This is a genomic window from Pseudovibrio sp. JE062, assembly GCF_000156235.1.
GTDB lineage: Bacteria > Pseudomonadota > Alphaproteobacteria > Rhizobiales > Stappiaceae > Pseudovibrio.
On the sequence record NZ_DS996805.1, the window covers coordinates 200,127 to 212,200 of the forward strand.

Annotated in this window: 11 protein-coding genes; 7 read left to right on the forward strand and 4 right to left on the reverse strand. The window is 52.8% G+C overall.

The window, feature by feature from the left end; genetic code table 11:
- Positions 1 to 43: 43 nt before the first annotated feature.
- From ribD to PJE062_RS00925, 7 genes are all read left to right on the forward strand, one after another.
- Complete coding sequence (gene ribD / locus PJE062_RS00890) at positions 44 to 1,189, forward strand: bifunctional diaminohydroxyphosphoribosylaminopyrimidine deaminase/5-amino-6-(5-phosphoribosylamino)uracil reductase RibD (protein WP_008546201.1); 1,146 nt, start codon at positions 44 to 46, stop codon at positions 1,187 to 1,189.
- Positions 1,190 to 1,813, forward strand: a complete 624-nt coding sequence (locus PJE062_RS00895) for a riboflavin synthase (protein WP_037035747.1) — start codon at positions 1,190 to 1,192, stop codon at positions 1,811 to 1,813.
- 156 nt (positions 1,814 to 1,969) lie between these two features.
- Positions 1,970 to 2,419, forward strand: coding sequence for a 6,7-dimethyl-8-ribityllumazine synthase (ribH, locus tag PJE062_RS00900; RefSeq protein ID WP_008546707.1), 450 nt, complete (start codon positions 1,970 to 1,972; stop codon positions 2,417 to 2,419).
- An 8-nt stretch (positions 2,420 to 2,427) separates the two neighbouring features.
- The gene (nusB, locus tag PJE062_RS00905; RefSeq protein ID WP_008546596.1) at positions 2,428 to 2,919 is read left to right on the forward strand and encodes a transcription antitermination factor NusB; all 492 of its coding nucleotides are present in this window, start codon (positions 2,428 to 2,430) and stop codon (positions 2,917 to 2,919) included.
- A 4-nt stretch (positions 2,920 to 2,923) separates the two neighbouring features.
- Entirely contained in the window at positions 2,924 to 3,940 is a 1,017-nt protein-coding gene (thiL, locus tag PJE062_RS00910; protein ID WP_008547311.1) for a thiamine-phosphate kinase, read from the forward strand.
- 621 nt (positions 3,941 to 4,561) lie between these two features.
- Positions 4,562 to 5,779 carry an MFS transporter gene (locus PJE062_RS00920; protein ID WP_008546777.1) on the forward strand — a complete coding sequence of 406 codons (1,218 nt, stop codon included), beginning with the start codon at positions 4,562 to 4,564 and terminating at the stop codon, positions 5,777 to 5,779.
- 180 nt (positions 5,780 to 5,959) lie between these two features.
- The gene (locus PJE062_RS00925; RefSeq protein WP_008546888.1) at positions 5,960 to 8,089 is read left to right on the forward strand and encodes a sodium-translocating pyrophosphatase; all 2,130 of its coding nucleotides are present in this window, start codon (positions 5,960 to 5,962) and stop codon (positions 8,087 to 8,089) included.
- A gap of 68 nt (positions 8,090 to 8,157) precedes the next feature.
- On the opposite strand, the gene PJE062_RS00930 is transcribed toward PJE062_RS00925, so the two are convergent.
- The 4 genes from PJE062_RS00930 to PJE062_RS00945 form a co-directional block, all read right to left on the reverse strand.
- Positions 8,158 to 9,423 (reverse strand): carbohydrate porin, encoded by a 1,266-nt coding sequence (locus PJE062_RS00930; RefSeq protein ID WP_037035758.1) that lies wholly within the window; start codon positions 9,421 to 9,423, stop codon positions 8,158 to 8,160.
- Positions 9,424 to 9,801: 378 nt separating this feature from the next.
- A complete protein-coding gene (locus tag PJE062_RS00935; RefSeq protein WP_037035938.1) occupies positions 9,802 to 10,221 on the reverse strand; it encodes a thioesterase family protein in 420 nt (139 codons plus the stop codon).
- A 150-nt stretch (positions 10,222 to 10,371) separates the two neighbouring features.
- A complete protein-coding gene (locus PJE062_RS00940; protein WP_008546384.1) occupies positions 10,372 to 11,280 on the reverse strand; it encodes a DUF417 family protein in 909 nt (302 codons plus the stop codon).
- Between the two features lie 240 nt (positions 11,281 to 11,520).
- Positions 11,521 to 11,958 (reverse strand): outer membrane protein assembly factor BamE, encoded by a 438-nt coding sequence (locus PJE062_RS00945; protein ID WP_008546731.1) that lies wholly within the window; start codon positions 11,956 to 11,958, stop codon positions 11,521 to 11,523.
- Between the last annotated feature and the right edge of the window lie 116 nt (positions 11,959 to 12,074).

Below are 12,074 nucleotides of genomic sequence, written 5' to 3' on the forward strand. Positions count from 1 at the left end.
ACACTTTTCGGCGATACGCTTTAGCGCTGGCAGGGGGACAGCTTTGTCTGGTCACAAAGCATTAAATGCAAAGGAGCGAGCTGAGCACGAACGCTTTATGGCGGCCGCACTCAGCTATGGCATTCGCGCAAAGGGCCGCACATGGCCCAATCCTCCGGTTGGTGCAATCCTGACAAAAGATTTTGGTGATGGCCCGGTCATCGTGGGACAGGGTGCGACGTTGCCTCCGGGTGGTTCTCACGCTGAAGTGCTGGCCATCAAGGATGCTGGTGAGCATGCCAAGGGCGCGACTGCGTATGTGACCCTTGAGCCGTGTGCGCATTACGGGCGGACTGGCCCTTGTGCGCGGGCGTTGGTGGCTGCTGGTGTCAGCCGTGTTGTTTATGGCACAGCGGACCCAAATCCGGCAGTGGCAGGGCGCGGCAAGAAGATTTTGGAAGAGGGCGGCGTAGAAGTGCTGATTGGCGTTCTTGAGAAGGAATGCCGTGAAGCTGTGCGCGGTCATATCTCCCGTATCCTCAATGAGCGCCCGTTTGTGCAGCTCAAGATGGCTGTTTCCAAAGACGGTTACATTGGCAAGCGTGGTGCGGGGCAGGTGGCGATCTCCAGCCCGCTGTCACGCCAGCTGGTGCATGCCATGCGGGCGCAGATGGATGCGATCGTGGTGGGCATCGGTACAGTTCTGGAAGATGACCCGGAGCTGTCTGTTCGCTTACCGGGCATGGCGCATCGTTCGCCGCAGCCGGTGGTGTTTGACAGTCAGGCGCGTATTCCGCTTTCCTCTAAGCTTGTGCAGAACGCAGAGAGCAATTCTTTGTGGGTGGTGATTGGCGATAATGCGCCGGATCACCGTGTCAGCGCGCTTGAGCGGGAAGGTGTGACAGTTATCGTCAATGACTGCCTCAGAAATGGCAAGGTATGTCTTGATAAGGCACTGGATGCGCTTTACATGCATGGTCTCTCCCAGATCATGGTTGAGGGCGGCGCCGAACTGGCACACGGCCTGCTTCAGCAGGATCTGGTGGATGAGCTTTTGATTTTCCAGGGAACCAGTACAGTTGGTTCTGACGGCCTTTTGCCATTCGGCTTTGAAGGTCTGGAGAGTTTGCAAGACGGTTATAACAAGCAGATGCTGCGCCATGTGGGTGAAGATCTGTTGTGGCGGTATACGCCAAAAGAGAGGTTCTAGGTGTTTACGGGCATCGTTAGTGACGTTGGAACAATCCTTGAGCTGGAGCAGATTGCTGCAGGTCAGAGAGCGAAAATTGGAACTGTTTACGATCCTGACGGGATTGAAATTGGCGCGTCCATCGCCTGTTCCGGCGTCTGCCACACTGTTGTTGCGAAAGGTCGCGACGGCGAGCAGAACTGGTTTACCGTTGAATCTGCTGCTGAGACACTGGCCCTGACCACTGTGAAGGACTGGTGCGTCGGCAAGCGGGTTAATCTGGAACGTTCCCTTTCCATGGGCGCGGAGCTGGGCGGTCACCTTGTTCTGGGTCATGTGGATGGCAAAGCCACCATTGTGGAGCGGACCGAACACCCTGAGAGCGTTTACCTGAAATTTGAGTGTGCTCCTGAGTTCGCACGGTTTATCCCGAAGAAGGGATCTGTTGCGCTGGATGGCACCTCTTTGACGGTCAACGAGGCTGAAGGAAATACATTTTCCGTGTTCCTCATTCCACACACTCTGGAAGTGACCACGTGGTCCGACAGGGCGCAGGGGGATGAGATAAACTTGGAAGTGGACATGATGGCACGGTACGTTGCGCGTCTTGCAGAGTTTCCAAGTCTTGCAGAAATTGCAAAATAGCCTTATAGCCAAAAAATTCCGCAGGAAATAACTGGACATTTCGCTTGGGGCATGGTTCCTGAGCGCACATACGTGGGTACTGTCCGTACCCGTGGCCTTAACCAGCTTTGCTGATTGATGCAGCGAAAAGAACTGGTTGGCATTAGGAGAATTAAAATGAGCGCGGTTCCGCACATTCTTGTTATTGAAGCACGTTTTTACGAAGATCTGGCAGATGCCCTGTACGAAGGTGCTGCAGATGTGCTGGAGCGTGAAGGGGCGAAAATCTCTCGACTGGCTGTTCCTGGTGTGCTCGAAATTCCTGCTGCGCTTTCCATGGCGTTAACCGCAATGGAAAATGGCGAAGCAGATTATGACGGTTTTGTATTGCTCGGTGTTGTAATTCGCGGTGAAACCACCCATTACGACATCGTTTCTAACGAGTCGGCTCGTGCGATCATGGATCTTTCTGTGGATGCTAATGTTGCAGTTGGTAACGGTATCCAGACAGTTGAGAACGATGATCAGGCATGGGCGCGCGCAAGCGTTTCCAAGAAGAACAAGGGCGGCGGTGCTGCTGAAGCTTGTCTTGCTATGATTGACGTGCGCGACCGGTTCGGTGTGTAAGGTTTAGAATGACAACTGAAAACAACAAGAAAAACGCTGAAGTAAGGCCCGCTAACAAACGCGGTGTTGCCCGGTTGGCTGCTGTTCAGGCCGTGTATCAGATGGAAATCACTGGTGCACGTCTGAATGATGTGCTGAACGAGTACGAAGCTTACCGCCTTGGTCAGGAAGTGGACGGCGAGCAGTACCGCGATGCGGACCCTGCGTGGTTCCGCGATCTGGTGCAGGCTGTGTTCGAAGACCAGCTGCGCATTGACCCTCGCATTCACACAGCGCTTTCCGAAGACTGGCCGCTGAAGCGCATCGATACCACCTTGCGTGCGATCCTGCGCGTTGGCTGTGCAGAGTTTTTGCGCAAGAAAGACGTTCCGGCCCGTGTGATCATCAATGAGTACATTGATGTTGCGAAGTCCTTCTATGAAGGAGATGAAGCACGTCTGGTCAACGGTATTATGAACCGTCTGGCTCGCGAGCTGCGTCAGTCCGAATTCGAAGACTGATTACATGAGCGAGAAAGCTGCCAGTTCCAGACCGGGAGAGTTCTCGCTTATTGAGCGCTATTTTGCGCCGCTTGCCACCAACGCAGGCGCTGTGCATCTGCAAGATGATGCTGCTGTTTTTACCCCTGACACCGGATGTGATTTGGTTGTGACCAAGGACATGCTGATGGCAGGGGTTCATTTTTTTAAAAACGATCCTCCCTTTGAAGTCGCGCAAAAAGCGCTTGGTGTGAACCTTTCCGATCTGGCTGCAAAAGGCGCAGAGCCCAAGGGCTATCTGCTGGGCCTTGGCCTTTCCAAAGAGATTGGCGAAGAGTGGGTTGCCGAGTTCTGCCGCGGCCTGAAGTTGGTTCAGGATCAGTTTCAGATTGATCTGCTTGGCGGGGATACGATTTCCTGCCCGCAAGGCCCGCTGCTTTCCGTCACTGCTTTTGGTCAGGTGCCAAAAGGGCAGGTGGTTCGCCGTAATGAGGCTGTTGCCGGTGCACTGCTTTATGTGACGGGCACTATTGGTGACGCTGCGCTTGGTTTGAAATTGCGGTTGGACGATGAACTGGCTGGCGAGCTTGAGCTTTCTGCTGAACATCGTGATTTCCTGCTAAACCGGTATCTGTTGCCACAGCCACGCGTTGCTGCTGTTTCTGCGCTTCGTGATTATGCTGTTGCTGCGATGGATATCTCGGATGGGTTGATTGCCGACCTTGGCCATATGTGCCGAACATCGCAGGTTCAGGCTGCTGTCAGGCTGGAGAATGTACCATTTTCTGATGCCGCCTCAGCTATGATTGCAAGAGATACTGCGTTCCGTGAGACTGCTATTACGGGCGGGGATGACTACGAGATCCTTGCTGCTGTGATGCCTGAGAATGCGGTGGCTTTTGAAGTGGCCTTGCAGGAAGCCGGATTGCGCTGTGCTCAGATTGGCGTGCTCTCCGCTGATGTTTCCGAGGATATGATTTCTTTGAGCCTGAATGGTGAGGCCTATGTGCTTCATGGCGCTGTAGGTTTCCGGCATTTTTGATTAGTGGTCTCGACCTGAGCTTTATTTTTGCTAGGGTACTCAGATGGAGTCGGCCATCTATTTTATAACATTCGTTATTTCATTGCTTTATTTGATTACCAAGTTGCGGAAGGTTCCTCGCGCAACGACAATACAACGCCAAAGACGGGCCAGAAAGCGTCTGATTTCTTATTACCTAGGAAGGTCGTTGTTTTTGTGGTGGGGCCTGATAGTGTTGATCGGAATTGCAAGACGCATTGTGTTGGGTTTGCTGATATGACATCAATCTGGATTCTGTTTTCGTTCGTTATTTCAATTATTTATCTTATTTTCAGGTTGTTTAGGTTGCCCGATGCAGCGACCTTGAAGAGGCGGAAGTGGACTAAAACTCGTGTGATTGTGCGAAGCGTGGCGTCGTCCTGGCTTTTGTTATGTGGATTGATAGCTCTGGGCGGGATCATCATGCGTGTCGCATTGGCGATGCCACTATAATCGACAAAAATGCCTTGCATGACGTATTCTCATCGAGTTGTGCGTATATCTCCCAAAGTTGCAGATGATCTGGTGAGCTCAATGGTTGCTCATTACGTGGAATTGATTAGGCTGTCGGTTCCTTCCTGCATTCTTTGAAAGATTTACATTATGGCAAATACTCTGGCGGCTCCGTTGATTGATGACGGATTGGCAAAGCGCAATGCGTTGCTTTTGGCGCTTGCCCAGTCGTTTGCTGGTGGTGTGCCTCCGATTATTTTTGCGACCACTTCTATTCTTGCTTCTGTTCTGCTGGTTGATGACAAGTCGCTTGCCACATTGCCAGTGACAGCTTTTGTTCTCGGTACTGCTCTTGGCACGTTGCCTGCTGGCATGATTATGCGTGAGTTTGGACGCCGTGCGGGTCTTGTTGGGGCGTTGTTGTTTGGCGCGCTTTGTGCCTTGCTTGCGTCTTATGCTGCTTATATCGGCAGCTTTACTCTGCTTTGTGTTTCCACGCTTGGCAGTGGTTTTGTGATGGCGTTTACCCAGCAGGCGCGTTTTGCTGCAGCTGATACGGCGAGCCCTGCGTTCAAGCCAAAAGCGATTTCCTGGGTTCTAACCGGTGGAATCCTTGCCGGAGTGGTCGGTCCGCAGACCGTTATTCTTACTCAAGGCATGTTTGAGCCGTTTCTTTTTGTCGGAACCTACCTTGCGCAGGCGGGTCTGATGCTTATCGGTTTGTTATTTGTAGCGTTTTTGAAAATACCTTTGCCTGCGAAGACAGAAAAGCATGAACGCGGACGGCCGCTTTCGGAGATTTTGAAGCAACAAAAGTTCTTCGTGGCGGTCGGATGTGGAATGATCAGTTACGCAATCATGAACCTGATCATGACTTCGGCGCCTCTTGCCATGGTGGCATGTGGGTTAACCAACTCAGATGCGGCGTTGGGCATCCAGTGGCATGTGATTGCCATGTTCGCACCGAGCTTTATCACCGGTAGTTTGATCAGCCGATTCGGCCATGCAAGCGTGATTGGTGCCGGATTTTTGATCTACGCGGTGTGCGCGCTGGTTGGCCTTACGGGACTAGAACGTTGGATTTTCTGGAGTTCCCTGATTTTACTTGGACTTGGTTGGAACTTTTCTTTCGTCGGGGCATCGGCTTTGCTCACGCAAACTTACCGACCAGAAGAACAAAACAGAGTCCAGTCCATAAACGACTTCTTCGTCTTTGGTTTAGTAGCAACTGCCTCGTTTTCCTCAGGGAAATTGTTAAACGTGTTTGGTTGGGAAACTGTCAACCTAATGGTGTTCCCGTTCGTTATCTTATGTCTATTTCTTGTTGTGTCACTGATGTTTACTGAAAAACGGGAAGTTAAAGTTTGAATAATTCCAAATAATTTCTCTCCTTTCAACATACGTGTTTCCTTCCACTACCGCGCAAAAGCAACTTGACGGATAGTGACAGGTATATACCGTCACTGTGTGCGTTAATTTACACAAGTGCAGTGCGGATTTTGCTACGAACACACACATAAGTAGCAGGGTACCCTTAGGGGAGGAAATATGACTGAACTTATCGTTACCATTGCGTGCGGTTTGCTATCTGTCGTTTACGGCATTTGGGCAATTCAAAGCGTGATGGCTGCTGACACTGGCTCTGCGAAGATGCAGGAGATTGCTGGTGCCATCCAAGAGGGCGCTCAGGCGTACCTCACTCGTCAGTACACCAGTGTCGCAATTGTTGGCGTTGTTATCTTCGTAATCGTTGCTTATCTGCTGTCCATCACTGTTGCTATCGGATTTGTTATTGGTGCCGTTCTTTCCGGCGCCGCAGGATTTATTGGAATGCTCGTCTCCGTACGGGCAAACGTTCGCACTGCACAAGCTGCAAGCCAGAGCCTGGGGGCAGGGCTCTCTATTGCATTCCGCTCCGGTGCTATCACTGGGATGTTTGTGGCTGGTCTCGCTCTCTTGGGTGTTTCCGTTTACTACCTCATCCTCACCGGTCCTATGGGTATGGACCCAACTTCCAGAACCGTGATTGACGCGCTCGTGGCTCTGGGCTTTGGTGCATCCCTGATCTCTATCTTCGCCCGTCTTGGTGGTGGTATCTTCACCAAAGGCGCAGACGTGGGTGGTGACCTTGTTGGTAAGGTGGAAGCCGGTATTCCTGAGGATGATCCGCGCAACCCTGCAACCATTGCTGATAACGTGGGTGACAACGTTGGTGATTGTGCTGGTATGGCCGCTGACCTGTTTGAAACCTACGCTGTGACGCTGGTTGCGACCATGGTTCTTGCAGCGATCTACTTTGCCGGAACTGCTGACCTTCAGGCGGCGATGCTGTATCCAATGCTGATCTGCGGTGTTTGTTCCGTAGCTTCCATCATTGGTACATTCTTTGTCCGCCTTGGTGCTTCCAACTCTATTATGGGTGCGCTGTATAAGGGCTTCATCGCAACAGCCGTGATCTCACTGATCATTCTTTATCCGCTAACCCACTGGGTATTTGGCGGAATGGATACAGTGCTGACAATGGGCAATGGCTTGAGCTTTACGCCGATGGCCTTGTTCCTTTGCGGCGTTTCCGGTCTTGTTGTCACTGGTCTGATCATCTGGATCACCGAGTACTACACCGGTACTGGTTTCCGTCCTGTGCGTGCTATCGCAAAGGCCTCTGAAACTGGTCATGGTACCAACGTTATTCAGGGTCTGGCGGTTTCCATGGAATCCACCGCTCTGCCTGCGCTAGTGATCATCGCTGGTATCATCGTGACCTATCAGCTTGCTGGTCTGTTCGGTATTGCGATTGCGGTGACCACGATGCTGGCGCTGGCCGGTATGGTTGTTGCGCTGGATGCGTTTGGTCCTGTGACGGACAACGCTGGTGGTATTGCCGAAATGGCTGAGCTGCCTGCGGAAGTTCGTGACACCACGGATGCGCTGGATGCTGTTGGTAACACCACAAAGGCTGTGACCAAAGGCTACGCGATTGGGTCTGCAGGCCTTGGTGCGCTGGTGCTGTTTACAGCCTACACTGAGGATCTGAAGTTCTTCGTGGCGAACTCTGATCAGTTCACCTACTTCCAGGGTATGACTGAGGCGTCCATCGACTTCTCCCTGTCCAACCCATATGTGGTGGTTGGTCTGTTCTTTGGTGGTCTTCTGCCATTCCTGTTTGGTGGTATCGCAATGACCGCTGTGGGCCGCGCCGCTGGTGCGGTGGTTGAAGAAGTTCGTCGCCAGTTCAAAGAAAAGCCTGGCATCATGAAGGGTGAAGAACGCCCTGATTATGGCCGTGCGGTTGATATGCTGACCAAAGCGGCAATCAAGGAAATGATTGTTCCTTCTCTGCTGCCGGTTCTGTCTCCGATTGTGATCTACTTTGTCATCAACGCGATTGCAGGTAAGGCGAATGCGTTCGCATCCCTGGGCGCGATGCTGCTGGGTGTGATCGTGACCGGTCTCTTCGTTGCGCTTTCCATGACCGCTGGTGGCGGTGCGTGGGATAACGCGAAGAAGTACATCGAAGACGGTAACCACGGCGGTAAGGGCTCTGACGCTCACAAAGCTGCGGTGACAGGTGATACCGTTGGTGATCCTTACAAGGACACCGCTGGCCCAGCTGTGAACCCAATGATCAAGATCACAAACATCGTTGCTCTTCTGCTTCTGGCAGTTCTGGCACACTGAGTTTGATCTGACTTGAAATTAAGAAGCCCGGTCTGAAAAGGCCGGGCTTTTTGCTGTTTTGGTGGTGATCAGAACTTCACTGAGAACTCTGTTCCGAAGACCCATGCATCCGGGATGTCGTCGTTACCAGCCGGGTTGACCACGTACTGGAAATCCAGCGTGAGGTAGGACCAGTCGCGGAACTGGTAGCGATGGGCAAATTCGAAGACGAGCTCGTAGGACTGGTTGACGAGGTTGTCGCTGTAAAAGCCGAGGATGAATGCGCCTGCGGTGACGTCGTCGTCGCGGTTGGGGAGGAGACCCTGATAAAAGAAGCCACCGCTGACGCCGTAGGGCTGGGTGTTGATGGCTTGTTGGGGGGCCATGGTGAAGAGGCCCCAAAGGCTCAAGCCCTGGTCTCCTTCCTCCTGATAGACCATCTGACGGGCTATCCCATAAAGCCCCCAGTTGCCCTCTCGTGTTTCTGTGCTGTCGCCGAGCACATCCACGGTGCCGCTGTTGTAATAGGCGCCGAGCTGATAGTGGCCGGGAAGAAACTGACTTGTATCATCCTTCCCCGGATTGACGCCCACCTGACCAACCACCAGCACATTGCCTTCTGGCTGAAAGCGGAAGTTGAAGCCGTGTTCGGCGTTGTTCAGATCATCGACGTTGGCATCGTAAACACCCAAGCCGAAATACTGGTTATCAGGGAAGGTGTAGGTGCCAGCCACTCCCCAAGTGTTGAAGGGGTAGGTGGTGAAAGCAGGTTGATTGATGAGGAGCTGGCCCGGCGTGCTGTTGAGAGCGCCGTTGAGGTAATACGCAAAGGTATCATCCCGTGCGAAGATGTCTCCCACCGCGAGGCGGCCTGCGGAGAGGTAGACCTGATCATGGTAGAGCTTTTGCTGCAGGCTTAGGTTGGCGATGGCGAGGATGTCGCTGGAGAAGATTTGCGTGACGCCAAAGTCGTTGCCAATGGCTTCCTGCGACAGGCCCTGACCCAGCCCCTGATACATAATGTAGTGCAGGCTGCTGTTTTTGATGCCAAAGATTTTGTCGAAGTCCAGCTTGGCCATGCCTTCCAGACGGCCACCATAGGTCAGGCTTTGCTTCATGCCGCCTGCAGGGTTTGCGGCGACGTCCTGCGTGTAGAGAACGCCGAGGTCGAGGCCCTTATCAGAGAGGTCCGTGCGGATTCCGCCCCAATCGCGGGTTTTGTTGTGCCATTGAGCCCAGACAAGTGGCCAGTTGCGGCTGTCTTGCGCGCGTAGTTCTGTGCTGGGTGTCAGGCATGTGCTGGCAACCGCGATACACCATAGAACTGACGACCTGCGTTTGAGTGGGGCAGGCATCTTGAACGCTCGCAAAAGCAGGTTCCCCTAAACTGGCTCAGCAAACAGAGAAACTCCGGAACAGCCCGTGACCTCCTCCGATCACAAAGTACGCCCCAGTCTTCAGAGCTTGTCACGTTTATTTGCATGCACGTGCCGCGCTCTAAGTCTTCACTTCAAAGCGTACCGAAAGCCGGAACTGCTTTTCGGGAATACGCTTCAGATGGAACCCATCCTTTTTGCGAAAAACGCCGCAGATTTCAAAGAATATGCCCGCATCCTTCCGGTATGCAGCAGGGCTACATGCCGTACTCAGATTCACTCAATAGGGTGAGTATAGTCGGTTGTTCTCTAGCCTGCTGCTATCTGAAACCTGCTAAGTAAAATTCAGGTGGCCGCTTAGGTTGTTGGTTCCAGAAGCAAGGTTTCGCAGCGCTCTTTGACGTGCGCAGGGAACGGGCAGGACTTTCTGATTTCACGGTCCATGTGCACGCCCACAGCCTGCATGGTTGCGACCGGGGTGTCGTCGATCGCCTCAAACATGGTGTGTTGGAAGAGGATTGTTTTATCGCGGAGTTCTTTGATTTCGGAGCGTACGACGAGCAAGTCTCCTGCGGAGACTTCGGCGAGGTATTTGTAGGTGATCTCCAGAGCTGCCATGCCCTTGTTTTTCTCGCGAATGTAAGCGGGTGTGATGCCGATGTGGGCGAGCATGTGCCAGGTGGCTTCATCAAATTTGGAGGTGTACCACGCCACATTCATGTGCCCCATGTGGTCTTCGTGCTGCGGATAAACAATCCCGCGATATGTCTCAAACATCTTTGTTTCCAATACGATTGCTGTCTCATCCAGCCTATTGGGAAGCTGGCAGCAGGTCATTACGACTGTCGGCTACGTTTGCACGCGCACAAAAAAGCCGGTACCTGAATACAGGCACCGGCTCATTCTGTCTTTCAGATTATGTTCTGATCAGTAGTTCTTCCAGAGGATGATGGCGGCTGCGAGAAGGAACTGGTCCTTCAGCACAAAGACGCCGGTGCGGTTGAGGAGTGGGAAGAAGGAGTCTGCATCCCAACCTGGTACTGAGAACATGAAGGTGAGGGTGCCGAATGCTGTGGCGGCAATGCCGAGGACACCCAGACCGCCGAGGAAGCGGTTGAACGGCAGGCACAGCAGCAGAAGCAGGAAGACCCATTCCACAATGCCGATGAAGTTGGAGGCGCCCTGAACATCCCAGACCTGATAGGTCCAGCTGAAGAGGAAGTTGGATTCCATCAGACGGACGATGCCCTGAGCTTCAAACTCATAGAACTTCATGGCGCTGATCCAGCCCATGACCAATGCAATGCCGGCAAAGCTTGCGAAGACGGCGAGCTTTTTGAAGGAGCCAGCTGTCTTGTCCTTTCCTGCTGCCTGCATGTGATGGCCCAGAATGTAGGTCGGCACAGCGAACATGGAGAGGTACTTGAGGAGGTTCTGACCTGAGCCGATGATTGGGAAGCCGCCAAGAGCATCCATCCAGACGGGGTTTGTGAACAGGTAAAGGAAGTTCAGCAGGAAGATCAGCATGGCCATCAGGCAGCCGAGGATGCCGAGACGGCGATCTTTGAGGCCGAGCAGGACCAGAATGCCGGCTGGAACTTCAAAAAGGGCCATCAGAACGCCTGTCACTGGTGCGCCAAGAGCTGCAACCAGCCAGCTGAAGAGCGGGCTGTTGCCCAACCAGAACTCAATCTGCTGATGTTCTGGTGCTGTGAACTTCAGCAGGCCCAGCCAGATCAGATAGGTTGCGGTGACGAGGGTGAGGTAGACAAAGAGAGCGTTTTCGGAGGGACGTATATCTGTAATTCTTTTGAGGGGAGAAGAAGCTTGCGTCATGATTTTACTTCGCGTTTGTCGTTGAGGCCTTGAAGAAACCACGGAAGAAGACGGCCAGAATGCGTATAACTCCTCAATACAGGATCACATGTAGCAAACCTCCAATAACACCGGCGTTATTTTAAGAGTGAAACTTAGAGTTTGGTGGGAACTGACGTGTGGGCTTTTTCTGCTGGTGTTTGCGCACAAAAAAACGGCGCCTGCGAGAGACGCCGTTTCTTTCAAGTGAATGCAGGCAGTTTAGAGGCCGATTGATGGGTTTGCAGCTCCACGCAGGATCTGCGTCAGGAGACCATAATCAGCACCGCCAGTGCGTGTTTTTCTGCCTAGGTAATCAAAGACCTTCCCGTCTTCGATGCCGTAGTCAGCAACTGATTTCACGTAACCATCTTTATCAAAGTAAACTGCGACAACGCGCTGATCCACGATGGATGGGGACCAGAATGCCACTGTTTCGCTCTTTTGAGAGATATAATAGTAAGCTTCACCGTCCAGATTAGATGTTGTGGACGGGCTACCAAGGAGAAGTTCAACCTGCTCACGGCTGGAACCGACCTGTACATCTTGAATTGCATCAGGTGAAACCACCTGGCCATGCGTTAGTGTCTGGGTGAAGCAGCCGGCAAGTGGCAGGCTCAAACAAGCAAGGAACACAGTACGGCGCGCAAATGCAAACATTCCAAACATCCTGTTGGCTTGCAAATGCTGGCAAAATACAGCAAGCAAGCGGTTTAGATTCAGACTTGTGCTTATGCCACCGACGTGGCAGGGACACAAGTAACTCGACAAGCGCA

What these genes read in the sequence shown, in the direction of transcription:
- ribH (WP_008546707.1), top strand. Translation starts at nt 1,970, where the DNA reads ATGAGCGCGGTTCCGCACATTCTTGTTATTGAAGCACGTTTTTACGAA.
- nusB (WP_008546596.1), top strand. Translation starts at nt 2,428, where the DNA reads ATGACAACTGAAAACAACAAGAAAAACGCTGAAGTAAGGCCCGCTAAC.
- thiL (WP_008547311.1), top strand. Translation starts at nt 2,924, where the DNA reads ATGAGCGAGAAAGCTGCCAGTTCCAGACCGGGAGAGTTCTCGCTTATT.
- PJE062_RS00920 (WP_008546777.1), top strand. Translation starts at nt 4,562, where the DNA reads ATGGCAAATACTCTGGCGGCTCCGTTGATTGATGACGGATTGGCAAAG.
- PJE062_RS00925 (WP_008546888.1), top strand. Translation starts at nt 5,960, where the DNA reads ATGACTGAACTTATCGTTACCATTGCGTGCGGTTTGCTATCTGTCGTT.
- PJE062_RS00930 (WP_037035758.1), bottom strand. Translation starts at nt 9,423, where the DNA reads ATGCCTGCCCCACTCAAACGCAGGTCGTCAGTTCTATGGTGTATCGCG.
- PJE062_RS00935 (WP_037035938.1), bottom strand. Translation starts at nt 10,221, where the DNA reads ATGTTTGAGACATATCGCGGGATTGTTTATCCGCAGCACGAAGACCAC.
- PJE062_RS00940 (WP_008546384.1), bottom strand. Translation starts at nt 11,280, where the DNA reads ATGACGCAAGCTTCTTCTCCCCTCAAAAGAATTACAGATATACGTCCC.
- PJE062_RS00945 (WP_008546731.1), bottom strand. Translation starts at nt 11,958, where the DNA reads ATGTTTGCATTTGCGCGCCGTACTGTGTTCCTTGCTTGTTTGAGCCTG.